We start from the raw sequence: 15,063 nt of genomic DNA on the forward strand, positions 1-15,063 counted from the left end.
CAGGGCGGCTTGCGCCGCCGGATGTCCGGCTTTCCCGCTCAGAACGGGATGTCGTCGTCGAGATCGCGCTGGCCGGCTCCGTTTTCGCTTTGCTGCGCCCGGCTCAGGAAGTCGACCGTCTCGGCGATGATCTCGCTGCCGTAGCGATCGTTGCCCTCCTGATCGGTCCACTTCGTGTAGTGGATGCGGCCGCGAACCAGAACCTTCATACCCTTCTCGCAATATTCCTGGATCGTCTTGCCGAGGCCGTTGAAGGCGGTGATGCGGTGCCACTCGGTGTCCTGAACCCGGTAGCCCTTCTCATCCCGGACAACCTTGCCTTCCGAGTAGCGGGGGCGCGAGGTGGCCAGCGTGAAGTGGGTGATCCGGGTGCCGCCCTGGGTGGAGCGGGTTTCGGGGTCCTGACCGATGTTGCCGGCGAGAATGACGATGTTCTGCATTGTAGGTCTCCGTTGCCTCTCGGAGGGACCATCCCTCCGACGAGACCCGGCCAAGGACGGCGGGAGACGCCTGCAACTGCCTGCTTGCGGGCAGCTCGCCCATAAGGCCCGGAGTGGGGCGGGCAGCCGCGCTTGCGCGGCAACACGGTCCGGAGCCGCGTGGGTTGCGGCCGGAAACCGAACGGACTTAGGGGATCCGTCAGTCGGAGGGATTGGTGCCTCTGAACGCATACGAACCGAGACGCACAGCCGAACCATCGTCCTTGCCGGCAGCAGCGAAACGGCAGGCCCTATGAGTCTGCGCCGCCCAGGGCGGCATCCGGAATCTTCCATTTCCGGCCACCCGCTTCTTCGCTCGCGGAAGCTGTCCGGGACGAGGACGAACAAGGCTGTCGGCCGAATGGCACGGAATGGCGCCGCATCCGCTTCGATGGCGGAAGGTGCGATCCGACAGAATTGCGAGGGGTGGGAATGAAGGTGATCGCGGCTTGCTTTCACGGCGCGAAGGGGACTGACCGACGGCGCAACAGCCGTTCACGGCCTGCGGGAGTCATGCCGATGGTCGGGCGATCCCGAGCGACCGGGTGATGCTGACGGGAAACGGCGGCACGGGGCCACAGCATCGACGCTCCATGCCTGACCTGAGCGGGAAAGCCGGACATCCGGCGGCGCAAGCCGCCCTGGTTTTCTTATGGCAGTGATCGATCGCGGTCGGCGGGTCAGCGCGAAAACACCGAGACGCCGAGGGCGTTGACGTTGACAATCGCGGCTATGCCGATGAACAGGCCGCCCGCGCCGCCGAGCAGATTGAGCACTATCGTCGAGTCAATCGCGTTCTTTGTGACGCCGAGCACGAGGGAGTATCCCGCAATGGTGGCCGGAATCGCGAAGATCGCCAGCGCGATCAGGCGCAGGGCCGGATTCCTGGCAAAGCCTAGAACCACGATCACCAGCGCAATCGATAGCAAGGCGGCGCCCATGGCGGCAAGACCGGACAGGAAAAGCCCGGCGCCGGCCCCCCAAGCATATTGCGCGGCCGAGAGGCCGACCATGAAGGGCAAGGCGTAGATAGCAAAATTGTAGGCGATGATGCAGAGCGTTATCGTCAACGAGATAGCAAGCAAGATCAGCGACATCGAAACCTCCAGATGAACGGTTGAGGGTTACGACAGGCTGCCCGCAAATACGCTCCGCCTGCGACTATGCTACTGCGCCGGTGCTGCATGGATGTGCAAACAAAGCCATCAACTTCTCCTTTAGTCAAGTATTTGGGGGCCGGACAGCCCCCCGAAGGCGGCGCTTACGCGCCGCCATCAAATTGCATGGTGGGGATGCCGAGCTTGCGAGCCTTGTCCGCGAGGTTTCCCTGAATGCCGCCGCCGCCGAAGACGAGGACGCCGACCGGCAGCACCTCCAGCATAGTGTCGTTGCGCTTGTAGGGAGCCTGTTTCGCCGGATACTTCTCGAAGTCGGGCGTGAAGGCGATCTGCGGCACCTTGCGGTTTTCTGCCCAACGAGCAGCGATGCGCTCTGCGCCCGTCTTCGCGCCACCATGGATGAGCACCATGTCGGCGTGCTTCGCATGGACCTGATCGAGTTTGGCCCAGATCAGGGTGTGGTCGTTGAAGTTGGTTCCGCCCGAGACGGCGACCTTCGGACCGGCGGGCAGCAGCACCTCCTTCTCAGCCCGGCGCTTCGCGGCAAGGTAGTCTCTGGAGTCGATCATCGCGGCTGTCAGGTTGCGATGGCTGACCTTCGAGCCGGTGCGGGGCCGCCAGGCGCTGCCGGTGTGGTGCTCGAAGGCCTCGGCGGAGACATCGCGGAAGAGCTCCATGCTGTTGCGCCGTTCGATCATGGTCTGGCCCTCTGCCGTGAGGCGTTCGAGCTCGACCGACTTCACCTCGCTGCCGTCCTGTTCTTTCTGGAGGCGACGCTGCGCAAGCTCGTTGTCGTCCAGCTCGCGCTCCACCCGAGCGGTGGCGCGGTGGAAGAGATTAACGGCTCCCCAGAGCAGTTCTTCGAGATCGGGTTCGAGGCGCGTGTCGCCGAGCGTGGCGATCAGGGCGTCGAAGATATCGGCGACGGCTGCGGCGACGGCGTTGCCCTCCGGAAGCGGCCTCGGATCGGGTTCGTCCTGATACGGCCGCCAGCCGTAGAGCTGGAGTTCGTTGAGGACATGATCGGTGGGGGACGAGGTGTGGATCGGCTCGTAGCCTGCGGTTTCGTCTTCGTTCGTCATCGTGAGCGTCCTTCGTCTGGAGACCGCGACCATCGCGGCCTTCGCAGGCGTCGACGCCCACAGGCGGACCGGACTGGCAGCCCTCGTCTCTCGCGAGGGCCTCGATGGCCAAGCCCGGCTATTTTGCTTCGCGATGCAAAGGCGGCACAGCCGCCGGCGGAAAATAGCCGGGCGCCGCGCCATTGCCCGGCCGGGCCGTTTGTGGGCCGATCGCCCTCTCAGAAGGCCGTGGCTGCGGGCTCTCGGACAGCAAAGGCCGCTTGCGATGATGAACGGAGACCGCAGGTGAAGACGCCTTTACCGCGCCTTATCCCCCGCCGATCGCCTCAGCCGTCCACGAAACGGCGGACGTCGTCAGGATGAATTTGCTCCATCAGGGCCGCCCGGAGGGCGTCGACTCCGCGCCATCGCAGATCCTCGTTGAAGTCCTCAAGCTTCGGCGACAGGGAAATCGCCTCGATCCCGAGGCTCGCTGCTCTGGCAAGCAGGCTGTCGCGTGCGCCATCTCCGGCCGGATCGCGATCGCGGAGGACATAGAGCCTGCGGAGCGTCGGCGGAAACAGGATGGCGGCGAGGTGCGCGGCCGAGAGCGCCGCCATCATGGGCATGTGGGGCATGACCTGACGGGGCGACAGCACGGTCTCGATGCCCTCGCCGGCTGCCAGCACCTCATCCGCGACGCCGAACCGGACGCCGTGCCCGAGAAGGTCTCCCATCGCCCGTCGCGGTGAATCGACGGGCGCCTTGCCCGAACCGTCCGGCGAAAGCCAGGTGCGGTGCGCGCCGGTCTGCCTGCCGTTGAGGTCGGTGACGGACGCGACGATCGCCGGCCAGATCTCGGTGGGCGAATGCTCGTCCGGTTTATAGTAGCACCGACCATGGTAGCGCAGCGCGGTGACGCCGGATAGCGACGTGATCGACCGCCCGTTGAGGTAGATTTCCGCAAGCGTGCCGCCGATCGGCTGCGACATCGCGAAAAGTCGGCGCGAGGCTTCCGGCGATCCCGACGGCGCGGGGCTGGACGTGCTGCCGGTCGGCGTCCCCGTCTTCTCCGGCTCGGGATGAGGGAGCGAGAGGAACCGGCGCGCTTCCTCTGCCACGTCCTTGAAGTCGATGAGGCCGAGCGCCTCGCGGATGACATCGAGGAGATCGCCGTGTTCCCCGGTCGATGCGTCGGTCCATTTGCCGGCTGCGCCCTTGCCGGTTTCAGGCCCGGTCAGGCGCACGAACATCGAGCGTCCGGGGCTGTTGCGCGCATCGCCAACCTGCCAGTACCGCCCGGCGCGTCGGCCGGATGACAAGTATTGGCGGCAAACCGCTTCGGCGTGATGGCCGAGGCGGATAGCCAGTTCGGAGGCGTCTTGACGGGACATCAGGCGGCCTCCCGCTCGCCGATGCGTTCGACCGGAAATCGGTCGAGCACTTTGGCAAGCACGACCGGGCCATTCGCGTCGGTCGGCACGAACATGCGCAGCTTCCACGAGATGATCTCGTGGAACAATCCGTAGGCCGTCAGGCGCTCGCGCATCGTGTCGTCGAAGCCCGACAGCTCGATGCGGTTCGCGCCCATAACGCGGACGCGGCGAAGCTGAAGGCCCTCGGCGAGGTCGAGGATCGTCCGGCCGTCCATCAGCGCCGTGAAGGCGTCGTCTGACGTGATCCTTACCGCGCCGGTCGTGGTGGCGGTCGCCGCCCATTTCGGCGAGACCCTGCGACCGATGATGCGCTCGCCCTCGTCTGTCTGGAGCCGGTAGACGCGCGTCGATTCGTTCGGCAGCCGTTTCCAGATCGGCAAAAGCAGTCCTGTGACCATGTGAAGCGTCGCGTCGGTGAACTCCGGCACCTCGGCGATCTCGGCGCTCCAGGCTGAGGCGAAGGTGTTCCGGTCGGTTTCGACCCAGTGGGTCTCTCCCATGAAGCGCACCGGGATATTGTGGGCCTCGGTCGGGCGGATCAGGCGGACGCGCCGTTCGACCTCGCCATCATCAAGCATGACGCTGCTCGCCGGGATCTGGACGGCGGCTCGGCCGGAGCGCTCGTTGACGAGCAGCTTTGCGCGCGGATCGCCGAGTTCGGCGAGAGCTGCGTCGAGCGTCACCGGCCGGTTGCGCCTGCGCTCGTTGATCGTGAGCAGGCTGGTTTCCGCGCCGGTGCGCGGATACGTGTAGATCGTCTGGCGATCGACGACGACGAAGCTCTCGGCGCGCAGCGTCTCCAGCCCGGCGTCATAGGTTCCCGAGGCGATCGCACCCTCGATCCGGGCGGTCAGGAGCTGCTCGAAGGCGGTGAAGAGGATGCCCTGAAGTTCGATCGTGAGAGCGAGCATGCGATTGAGAAACGTCGTAATCGGCGGCAGCTCGTCCTTAATGCCCGTCGAATCCATCAGCTTTAGGCCGGTGGCCCGCTCGAAGCGGTCGAGCGAGCAACCCTCGACCTTGCCGCGCACCAGCAGAAGGTAGAGCTGGCGCAGTGCATCGCGGGCGTAATGGCTTTCCAGATTGTCCTCGGGGCGGAACAGCCCCTGGCCGCCCGTCTGGCGCTGGCCGCGCGTGATCGCGCCCAGCGTGTCGAGGCGGCGGGCGATGGTCGAGAGGAAGCGCTTCTCGGCCTTCACATTGGTCGAGATCGGCCGGAACAGCGGCGGCTGCGCCTGGTTGGTGCGGTGCGTGCGGCCAAGGCCCTGGATGGCGGCGTCTGCCTTCCAGCCTGCCTCGAGCAGATAGTGGATGCGCAGCCGCGTGTTCTTCGCCGACTTCTCCGCATGGTAGCTGCGCCCGGTGCCGCCGGCGTCGGAGAAGACGAGCACGCGCTTGGCGTCGTCCATGAAGGATTGGGTCTCGGCGAGATTGGCGGCTCCGGCGCGCGTCTCGACGACAAGGCGGTCGACGGCGACGCTGCCGCCGCCCTTGCGCACGATGCGTCGCGACCGGCCCGTCACCTCGGCAACGGTGTCCGTGCCGAAATACTGGACAAGCTGGTCGAGCGCGCCGGGAACCGGCGGCAGGTTGGCGAGCTTGGCGATCAGCGCGTCGCGGCGGGCGACGGCCTCCCGGCTTTCGACCGGCTGGCCGTCGCGATAGACCGGTCGAGACGACAGATTGCCCTCCGAATCCGTGAACGGCTCGTAGAGCTGGACGGGGAAGGAATGGGCGAGATAATCGAGGACGTACTCGCGCGGAGTGATGTCGACGCGGACGTCGTTCCACTCCTCCGTCGGTAGCTCCGCCAACCGCCGTTCCATCAGCGCCTCGCCGGTCGAGACGATCTGGATGACGGCCGAATGTCCCGCCTCCAGATCGGCGGCTATCGAGCGCAGCAGGGTCGGCGTCTTCATTGAAGTCAACAGATGGCCAAAGAAGCGCTGCTTGGCGCTTTCGAAGGCCGAGCGCGCGGCGGACTTCGCCTGCTTGTTCAGCGTGCCCGACCCGCCTTCGCCGCCGCCAGTGATGTTGGCCGCCTGCATCGCCGCATCGAGATTGTTATGGATGACGGCGAAGGCCGCGGCATAGGCGTCGTAGATGCGGATCTGCTCGGCCGTCAGCTCATGCTCGACGAGCTCGTATTCGACGCCGGCGAAGGAAAGCGAGCGGGCGGTGTAGAGGCCGAGGGCGCGCAGATCGCGGGCGAGCACCTCCATCGCCGCGACGCCGCCGGCCTCGATCGCCTCGACGAACTCGGCGCGCGTGGCGAAGGGGAAATCCTCGCCGCCCCATAGCCCGAGCCGCTGCGCATAGGCGAGATTGTGGACGGTGGTCGCGCCGGTGGCGGAGACATAAACGATACGGGCGTTCGGAAGCGCATTCTGGAGGCGCAGGCCGGCGCGGCCTTGCTGCGAGGCGGCGACATCACCGCGTTCTCCCTTACCGCCCGCGGCGTTCTGCATCTGGTGCGCCTCGTCGAAAATCACCACTCCATCGAAGTCGGAGCCCAACCATTCAACGATTTGCTTGACCCGCGAAACCCTCTCTCCGCGGTCGTCGGAGCGCAGCGTGGCGTAGGTTAAAAATAGGACGCCTTCGTTCAGCGCGATCGGCTTGCCCTGCGGGAAACGCGATAGCGGCGTGACCAGAAGGCGCTCCATGCCGAGCGCACTCCAATCGCGCTGCGCGTCCTCGATAAGCTTGTCGGATTTGGAGATCCAGACCGCCTTGCGCCGGCCCTGGAGCCAGTTGTCGAGGATGATCGCGGCCGACTCGCGTCCCTTGCCGACGCCAGTGCCGTCCCCGATCATGAAGCCCTGGCGGAGACGGACAGCGCCTTTTGCGTCCTCGACGGCGGCGGACAGCTTGTCGAAGGTGATGTCGACCGTCCATTTGCCGGCGAGGAAGTCGGCATGTGCTTCGCCGGCATAGATGACGGTTTCGAGCTGCGCGTCCGACAGCAGACCAAGCACGTTCGCCGGCAGGGTCGGGCGATAGCTCGGCTTCGGCGGGGCGACGCTCGCCATCGACGCCGACTGGACGAGCTGGGTGGGATGCGCCGCGGCGCCGGAAATCCGGATGGTCTGTAGGCCGTATTCCTCATAGATCGCGTCGGAGAGGCGTCCGGCCTCGGCGGGCTTCCAGTCAACGGTCTCATAGGCGAGCGGAACGCCCTCCGGCTGAGAATGCGTCACAGCAGGTGCCGCCTTGGCCGCCCGGTTGACGTAGGCGCGCACAGTCCGGGCCGCGACAGGCGCGGCGACCGGCACAGCGATCGCCGGATCGACCGGCAGGCGCGCCGGGAGATGCTCGGCCAGCCATCCAAGAAGCGTGGCAACATCAGGCGCGACCCCGGGCGCGGCCGGGACGGACGGATCGGCAGCCGGAAGCTTGTCGATGACGGTCAGCCGCGTCGGGATGGTCGTGCCATGCTTGGCATAGACCGAGCCGTCGATAGCGGCGGAAAAGACGACGCGGCCGCGTTCCTGCAGACGGGCATAAGCCGAAGACCATGCTGGCGAGTCGGGCGCGAAGTTCGCACCGGTGATCGCCACGAGCCTGCCGCCGGGCGCGAGGCGCGACAGCGCCGAGGCGACATGCCGGAAGGCGGCGTCAGCGATGCGTCCCTCGACATTCGCCAACACCGAGAACGGCGGGTTCATGAGAATGACGGTCGGGAGGAGAGCCCGGTCGAGGTGATCGTCGATCTGGGCCGCGTCGAAGCGCGTGATGGAAAGGGCCGGAAAGAGGAGTGAGAGAAGATCGGCGCGGGTGTCGGCAAGCTCGTTGAGCAGGAGCGAGCCCCCGGCGATCTCGGCCAGGATAGCGAGAAGCCCGGTCCCGGCCGAGGGCTCCAGCACCCGGTCGGCGGGCGTAATCGCCGCGGCGACCGACGCCGCCAGGCCGAGGGGGATCGGCGTCGAGAACTGCTGGAAGCTCTGCGCCTCGTCGGAACGGCGCGTGTGCGTCGGCACCAGCCCGGCGATCTTGGAGAGTTGCGACAGGATCGCTTGCGGAGAGCCGGCTTTGCGGAAAAGCGGCTTTCCGTATTTGCGCAGCATGAGGACGGTCGTGACCTCGCATGCCTCGTAGGCCGTTTTCCAGTCCCACGCGCCGGCGGTGTCGGAAGCGCCGAATGCGGATTCCATCGCGCCGCGCAGCACGGTGGCGTTGATAGGCTGACCGCGTTCCAGGTGAGGCAGAAGAAGCTGCGCGGCCGCGACGATCGCCGATGCCATGCCGGAAGCGACGACGGGCGGAAGCGATGCGGCGACCTCGGCGGCCGCGGTTGCGGATGTAACGTTCATGATGGGGAACCTCGGGAGAGCGGACGGGATCGAGCCGCGCAGCGCTCTCTCTCGACCGCACCGGCTCAAATCCGTCCCGGCCCCTCTCTTCCTCTCACAGCTTCCGCGAAATCGCCGAGAGCAGCCGTTCGCCGCCGGAGGTTTCCGGCCGTCACCTCGTTGAGACGACGGCTTTGATCTACAATCGAGCGGGCTAGATTTGGCGCAGGTTTGCTCGCGCAAATCCCGAAAAAACCGCGATATTGGAAGGATTAAGCTCGTGAGGACATGGCTGCTTCCGCGTGCGCCGAGATTCTACTGGCTCATCATCCTGGCGTTCGCGGCATCGACGATCACGTCCGATTTGCCGGGTTTCGGAGAGGGGCATTGGTCGACCTCGACCGCCTTCCGTGCCTGCACCATCGCGATCGCGGTTGGCCTCGCGGCCCTGTCGGAGATCTGGGACATCGCGCCCGCGGTCATTGTCAAAGCGGAGGCCCGCTACCAGAACCGGCAGGCACGGGAGGTTTACACGATCCCCGTCGTTTTCGACGCTGCGCCGACCGTCGCGCCGGGAATGTCGCGACTGCGCGTGACGCGGACGGATGACAATCTGGCGATCCGGCCGTGGGCGCTGCGCTTCGAATACGCGGTGGACCGGCGTAAGGGTGAGTGGTAGCGCGGCCCCAACGACCCGCCAGGCGAGCCAACGCGACCATGCCAGGAGCGTCCCGGCTTGGAGACGGGACGCTCGACAGCGTCAGCCGAAGCGACGGCCGGCTTCGGTGAAGGTATATTCGTTCGCGATGATGGTCTCCTCGACGGACTCATCCGAGGTCAGGTATTCGTATTCGCGTTCGAGCTGCCGGTAGAGCCAGTCAGCGAGATCGCGCAGCGCCTCGGTCACGATCTCCCCGGCATGGGCGGTCATGCCCTGCCAGGTCGGACTGTCCCGCTCGACAGAGATCGCCATGCAATAGGCGTGATAGTAGTGGCCACGGTGGCTGACATCAGCGCGGAGCTGATAGAAATTCCGTCGCTGGACGGTCTGCAAACCGTCGGCGATGGCATGCAGGCGGTCGTCCTTCGGGGCATGGCCCCGGATGTCGCGCGAGGCGTTCTTCCGGTAGGAATAGAACGCCTCGAAGCAGGCGCCGTCCCCTTGCGACCAGAAGCCGGTGAAGTAGATGCGTGGCTGCTGCCGGGTTCCGCCGCCCATCAGCCGGACGGCGCGCGCCTTCAGGCGAACGCCGAGGATTTCGCAAATCTGCTCGAAATCATCGAAGATGGTAGCGTACCAGTCATAGTCGAAGCCGCCCTCTCGATACCATGCTCGGGCGTTCTCCCTGGCGGCGTCGGATAGCTCAGCAAGTTGATAGACCTTCGTCTCGATCACCTTACTCATCGGGATCGCCTCCGCCGAGGACCCACGCAAGCCACCCATCGGTGTAGGTCCATGCGATCGTCTTGCCAGTGGTGAGGTCGACTACATGCGCGCCGCCGCCGAAGGCGTCGACACGCGGCTGCGAGCAGGAGTTGGCGTACTGGAAGCCCCAGCGGCCTTTCAGGCCAAACTCCGCGGCGCAGATCCTGACGAACTGAAGGAGGCGTTCCGGATCGCCGGTGACGTCGTCGCGCATCCAGAGCTTGCTGCCGCCGTGCTCGGGCTGGATCGACAAGAGGAAACCGTCCGAGGGCGGATCCTCGGATGCGCCGTCTTCGGAAAGCTGATTGTAAAGCGCAAGCGCGCGGGCGGCATTGTCGGGTGTGCCGACGTCCAGCAGGCATGAGAAATGGGTGAAGTGGTCGGCCATGTCGGGCTCCTGAAAACGAGAAAGCCCGGCGCGACGGCCGGGCGATGGTCGATGGATACGGTGGTGTCGTGGTCAGAGGCGGAAGTGCGCCACAGTCCGCTGAGCCTCGGCGTGGTGGCCTAACATCTCGCGATAGAAGCGCTTTCGCGCGTCCCGCTTTTCGGGATCGTTCCAGGCTGAGCGGGACAGCTTGCGCCGCGCCGCCCGGATGACGGCGCGGTCGCTGTCCCAGACCAGAATGTCGAGACGGAGATAGGTGGCGTACACCGCCGCCTCCTAGACTTTGAAGCGTCGGTACAGTTCGTCGATCTCGTGGAGTTCGAGGCCGGCGTGCGCGCCGTTGTTGGTGAGGTCGCCCGTGAACACCGGATCGAGGGGCCCATTGATAAGAGCAAGCTGAAGGGTGGAGAGACCGGCGAGCACGGCGTCGCGCTCGCGGGCCGTCACGGTGATGGTGTGAAACGCTTCGACGGTCTCTCGCGGTTCGAGCAGGCGCACGCCGCTGTGCTCGTCGATTTCGTAATCGTCGAACTCCTGCACGTCGCCGGTGGCGAGCCATTCGCCATCGTAGTGGACACTTTTGGCGAGGCTTCGCGCCTCTTCGGACGTGTCGGCCTCAACGACGGTCTCGTAGTAGACGAAGGCATCGTGGCCTTTGCGGACAACAAATTTCGGCATTGGGATACTCCTCAAATGAATGTGTCCGGCGCGGTGGCCGGGCTGGATCGGAAAACCGGGGTCTGGCGTCACGCCGCCCTCAGCAGCGCGGCCCGCACCGTCTGCCGCCAGTCGGCATGGACAAGCCGGCCCTCAAGGATGCTGGCGCGGAAGCGCAGGTCCTGGGCGGAAGCGGCATTGTCCCGGCGCGCCTCGGACGACGCTTCCCCACGCAGCTTGCTGGCCTTCGCGACGACGAGGCGCGTTTCGCCATCCGAAGCGACGGGATCGCACCAACGAACGCTGCGATGCGAAGGCTCGCCAGCGAGAACCTGGCATTGTTCTCCGTCGATAACGACGAACAGTCGAGGCTTGAACGTCATGGCGTCGCCTTCGCCGGTCTCGAAGCGATCGCGGCGGGAGAGGCGTTCGACGCAGGCGATCGCGTCGTCGAGGGAACTGCACTGGCAGAGATCGACCGTGCTGATTAGGGTGCAGGAATCGAGATCCGGATCGTTCCCGGCATAGCGGGCCTCACCGAGGCAGGTTATTCGCAGCGGAAGCTTTCGGGCGGCGGTGAGCGCCGCGACTGCGGGAAAGGTTCTCGCGCCGAGGTTGGCAATGCTGAAGCTGTTCATCGTGAAGTCTCCGTGACAGGCGGCGGAAGCCTCTCTCCCGCCCATCATCCCGTCACGGTCAAACCGACACCCCTCTCCCTCTATCGCTCTCGAATGGCGGCCGTGGCCGGCATGAAAAAAGCGCCCCGCCAGGAAGACGGGACGCTCGATGTCCTTCAATCGATTGCCTGATAGATCGCCGATGCTTCGGGATGTCCGTCCAGATAGTCATGGAGGCGATGATAGCCTTCGGCGAGATGATCGGATTCGTATTGGATGGAGAGGTGCGACAGGACGAACAGGGTCGCGATGATGCCCGCGGCCTCCGCGGAGACCTCGCCACGGAACTCGGTGATCCCGCTTTCGATCCGCATGCGCTTGCGGGACGTAGGCGCGAGGAACAGAGGCCGGCCCCGGAGCTCGAAAAAATCCCAGAAACCGCCGCCATAGTCATAAGGACTGAGCCGCTCCATGAAATGATAGACGGCGTTTTCCGCGATTATGAGGTGCCGGAGACCGAACAATGTCGGCAGGAAGTTTTCGCGACGATCATACGGTACAAGGGTCGCAAAGTGGCGTGCGCTGGTCTGGAGCGTCATGGCCTGGTTCTCCTGAGAGAGGATGGAGACAGGTCCGGTGAGCGCTCTCTCTTCGCCGGTCCGAAACCAGCCAGGCCCGTCCGCTCTCTTCCTCTTCATATGCGCCAGAGCCCCTGCGCGATTTCGCGCGCGAGCATGGCGTGAGCATTGGTCATCACGTCGCTGCCGCTGGTTTCGGGGTGATCGAAGAACCGCGCGGCTGGGCCGTTCTCGATCCAGTCGGCGTAGTAGCACCAGGACCGATCCTGAAGCCGGAAAGCTGCCATATCAGCAGCCCAATGCGGCTTCGGCTCGACGACGACGGTGACGCCATTGCGGGTTTCGGGCCACGGCAGCGAGCGCTGCGAGGGAGGGCAGCGCAGGTCCGCAGCCAGTATCTCTTCGACGGTAATCATGTCGCAGTCCCCCCGTCCGGCGTTGAGATGAAGCCGTTCGGATCGTCGGGATCGGGCGGAAGGTAAGCATCAAAGGGGTTGCCATCGGCGAGATGGCCGAACGGCGTCATGACGATATGGCCGCCCTCTGCGCGGCCCACGGCGCAGAGGACGTAGCGACGCTCACGGGGTGACGGCGTCCAGGCACTCCGTGAGCGCCAGATTGCCGTCGCCGGCGGCGCACAGCAGCGTGTTGAAGTTTGTGCGGACTGGATCGGGAATGGCCACGATGGTCTCCTGAAACGAAAATGGCCCGGCGAGAGGCCGGGCCGTGAAGTGGGAAGAATGAAATGCGAGGCGACCGAAGCCGCCTCGACGTTCGGTGTCATTCGGCGGCGACGAGAACCACCGGATCGTTGGACGCATCCGCCTTGTCATCGCCGGCAAGGAACTCCGGCAGCGCCACATCATCTTCCTGGGCTACTGCCTGCATGTCGGCGGCCGGCTCCTCGACAAAGAGGCGAAGCGGTTCCGGCAGCCAGCCGGTGTCGGCCAGGAGGCGTTCGGCCTGACGCGCCATCTCATCCTTCTTCATGTGGTCGATGAGACGCGCTGTTTCTTCGCCCAGCGCCTCATGCACGGCTTCGTGGATGCGGGACTTGGTCACGCGGCCGAGGTAGTTCGTGACGGTAGGACGGAAGCCGGCCTCCGCCATGTCGAGACCCGTGACGCGGGCAAGGCGGTCGGCCTCGGCCATACGGGTGCGAAGGTCGTATTCAGAAATGCCGGTGGCACTGTGCGGATTCGGCCGCTCGTAGAGCGCGTTGATGCCGTAGGACACGCAATGAGCGAGAAGAGCCAGCCGGCTATCGAGATCGAGGGCGTCGAGCCAATCCCAGAGAGCGTCATCATCGGCCGGAATACCTGCCTTCCAGCCGGCGTGCCGTTCTGCCACCGACTTCGCATAGGGGCTGTTCTTGAGATCGATGCCCTGTTCGCGGAAGTAGACTTCCTGAACCTCGACCTGAACGGTCGCGCCTCTCGGAGACCGCTTGAAGCGGTCGCGTACGAGACGATGCAGCAGCGCCGTCATGGCGATATGCGGATTGGCGGCCACGGCGTCGCTCAACGCAACGGTGCGGTGTGCCGTCAGCTCGGCGACGAGCTTCTCGGGAAGAGGCCTGATCATGTCCTCTTCCTCGTCGAACTCGACCGGCTGACCGCCGACGGTGATCACGGCGTGCTGGACATCGGACGTGGTCACGCCGTCGGCATCCCCGTCGCCCTCGATCTCCGGCGTTTCGCCCTCGACGGACGCGGTCGGCTCGTCCTCGGGACGGACCCAGCCGCGATCGACAACGAGCTCGCCATCCTCATCGACAGTGACGAAGACGCCGGCGATGGCAATCTCGGCGGGGTCGTAGATAACCCGGCGACGCTCGAAGGCCTCGATCTGCTTTTCAAGCTCCGCAAGACGATAGTCGATTTCGCGCGGCAGTTCGTCGACCGCATGATATTTGTCTTCGAGGTCGGCGTGTTCGTCGCGCAGCGCCAGGAAGGCCGCATTTTCTTCCTCGGTCAAATCATCGATTTCGCCCGGGATGGGTCGCAGCCCATACTGATGGCCGTATGGAAGATAGAGGTCCGCCGAGACCCACTTCCAGCCTTCGGCGGCCACCGCCGCAGCGACCCCTTTAAGCTTTTCGGCGACGAGGCGATCGAGAAGCGGCACATCGTCGAGCCAGCCGTCTTCCTCATCGTCGAAGAGGTAACGCGGCAGAACCGGCCCGCCGGCCGCCACATAGGTGTCGAGGCCGATGAAGAGCACCCGCTTGTCGGATGCGGGAACGCTGGTCTCGGTCAGCATGTTGCGAATGCGCCAGGGCTCGCGATGGTGGGATTGCCGGACGGCGTCCCAGACCTGTTCCTGCCGTGCGTGATCCGGGTGCGCGGTGAACGACTCGAGCATCGCCAGCGTCATGCTGTTCTCTGTATAGACGGCATGGAGCGTGGGCGAGACCTTCGCCAGTGCAAGGCGCTGATCCACATAGCGCTCCGTGGTGAAATAAGCACTCGCGACCTCGGCGTTGGTCATGCCGCCGTCGACCATCCGCTTGAATGCCTTGAACTGGTCGAGCGGATGAAGCGCGAGCCGGAACGTGTTCTCGGCGAGCGAGTCGTCGATGGCCGATGTCTTGGCGTTGGCTTTCTTGACGATGCAGGGAACCAGACCATCGGCGGGGAAGCGGCCCCTCTCCACCAGCCGGGCGATGACGCGGAAACGGCGGCCGCCGGCCGGCGTCTCGAAATCTCCGGTCTCGTTGCCGTCGGCATCGAGGATGGCGCGGACGTTGATGCCCTGGATCAGATCTTCGCGTCGTTCGACGTCATAGGCGAGATCGTCGAGACCGGCTTCGACATCGGTTTCGCGCACATTGTCGTGGGACAAACGGATGCGGTTGAAGGGAATGTCGCGCGCTCGCGAGAACTCGATCAGTTCGAGGGCAGGCTTCTTCTTGGCTCGGGCCATGGTGGCTACTCCGTGACGGGCGCCGAGAGCCTCTCTCTCAGCCCTAAACCCGTCATAAATCCCCATCCCCCCTCTTCCTCTCCGGC

The 15,063-nt window shown here is 65.2% G+C and carries 14 protein-coding genes and 1 pseudogene; 1 reads left to right on the forward strand and 14 read right to left on the reverse strand.

All coding sequences use genetic code 11. The features are described 5' to 3' along the window. Positions 1–38 precede the first annotated feature (38 nt). From CEV34_RS03935 to CEV34_RS03960, 5 genes are all read right to left on the reverse strand, one after another. Positions 39–440 carry a single-stranded DNA-binding protein gene (locus tag CEV34_RS03935; RefSeq protein ID WP_094543254.1) on the reverse strand — a complete coding sequence of 134 codons (402 nt, stop codon included), beginning with the start codon at positions 438–440 and terminating at the stop codon, positions 39–41. Between the two features lie 719 nt (positions 441–1,159). After that, positions 1,160–1,576, reverse strand: a complete 417-nt coding sequence (locus CEV34_RS03940) for a hypothetical protein (RefSeq protein ID WP_094543256.1) — start codon at positions 1,574–1,576, stop codon at positions 1,160–1,162. 164 nt (positions 1,577–1,740) lie between these two features. Next, a complete protein-coding gene (locus CEV34_RS03945) occupies positions 1,741–2,679 on the reverse strand; it encodes a DUF2493 domain-containing protein (protein WP_094543259.1) in 939 nt (312 codons plus the stop codon). Between the two features lie 326 nt (positions 2,680–3,005). Next, on the reverse strand, positions 3,006–4,052 hold the full coding sequence (locus CEV34_RS03955) for a DUF7146 domain-containing protein (protein ID WP_094543262.1): 1,047 nt from the start codon (positions 4,050–4,052) through the stop codon (positions 3,006–3,008). After that, positions 4,052–8,407: a strawberry notch family protein gene (locus CEV34_RS03960; RefSeq protein WP_094543264.1), complete on the reverse strand. Its 4,356-nt coding sequence runs from the start codon at positions 8,405–8,407 to the stop codon at positions 4,052–4,054. The genes CEV34_RS03955 and CEV34_RS03960 overlap by 1 nt, the downstream gene beginning before the upstream one ends. Before the next feature lie 259 nt (positions 8,408–8,666). Here CEV34_RS03960 and CEV34_RS03965 point away from each other — a divergent pair, with 259 nt between their 5' ends. Further along, entirely contained in the window at positions 8,667–9,065 is a 399-nt protein-coding gene (locus tag CEV34_RS03965) for a hypothetical protein (RefSeq protein WP_143853304.1), read from the forward strand. Positions 9,066–9,146: 81 nt separating this feature from the next. On the opposite strand, the gene CEV34_RS03970 is transcribed toward CEV34_RS03965, so the two are convergent. The 9 genes and pseudogenes from CEV34_RS03970 to CEV34_RS04010 all read right to left on the reverse strand — a co-directional run bounded on the left by CEV34_RS03970 (position 9,147) and on the right by CEV34_RS04010 (position 14,977). Continuing rightward, complete coding sequence (locus CEV34_RS03970; protein ID WP_094543269.1) at positions 9,147–9,791, reverse strand: antitoxin of toxin-antitoxin stability system; 645 nt, start codon at positions 9,789–9,791, stop codon at positions 9,147–9,149. Continuing rightward, complete coding sequence (locus tag CEV34_RS03975; protein WP_094543271.1) at positions 9,784–10,200, reverse strand: hypothetical protein; 417 nt, start codon at positions 10,198–10,200, stop codon at positions 9,784–9,786. Before CEV34_RS03975 ends, CEV34_RS03970 begins: the two co-directional genes overlap by 8 nt. A 72-nt stretch (positions 10,201–10,272) precedes the next feature. Continuing rightward, a complete protein-coding gene (locus tag CEV34_RS03980; protein WP_094543274.1) occupies positions 10,273–10,467 on the reverse strand; it encodes a hypothetical protein in 195 nt (64 codons plus the stop codon). A gap of 9 nt (positions 10,468–10,476) precedes the next feature. Next, the gene (locus CEV34_RS03985; RefSeq protein ID WP_094543276.1) at positions 10,477–10,878 is read right to left on the reverse strand and encodes a hypothetical protein; all 402 of its coding nucleotides are present in this window, start codon (positions 10,876–10,878) and stop codon (positions 10,477–10,479) included. A gap of 68 nt (positions 10,879–10,946) precedes the next feature. After that, positions 10,947–11,495 carry a hypothetical protein gene (locus CEV34_RS03990; RefSeq protein ID WP_094543279.1) on the reverse strand — a complete coding sequence of 183 codons (549 nt, stop codon included), beginning with the start codon at positions 11,493–11,495 and terminating at the stop codon, positions 10,947–10,949. Positions 11,496–11,650: 155 nt separating this feature from the next. Continuing rightward, complete coding sequence (locus CEV34_RS03995; protein WP_094543282.1) at positions 11,651–12,073, reverse strand: antirestriction protein; 423 nt, start codon at positions 12,071–12,073, stop codon at positions 11,651–11,653. 95 nt (positions 12,074–12,168) lie between these two features. Then, entirely contained in the window at positions 12,169–12,468 is a 300-nt protein-coding gene (locus CEV34_RS04000; protein ID WP_094543285.1) for a hypothetical protein, read from the reverse strand. Next, positions 12,465–12,735 (reverse strand): annotated as a pseudogene (locus CEV34_RS04005) (DUF6117 family protein). Before CEV34_RS04005 ends, CEV34_RS04000 begins: the two are co-directional and overlap by 4 nt. A gap of 97 nt (positions 12,736–12,832) precedes the next feature. Then, positions 12,833–14,977: a ParB/RepB/Spo0J family partition protein gene (locus CEV34_RS04010; RefSeq protein WP_094543287.1), complete on the reverse strand. Its 2,145-nt coding sequence runs from the start codon at positions 14,975–14,977 to the stop codon at positions 12,833–12,835. Between the last annotated feature and the right edge of the window lie 86 nt (positions 14,978–15,063).

The organism is Brucella pseudogrignonensis (assembly GCF_002252525.1).
GTDB classification, from domain to species: domain Bacteria; phylum Pseudomonadota; class Alphaproteobacteria; order Rhizobiales; family Rhizobiaceae; genus Brucella; species Brucella pseudogrignonensis.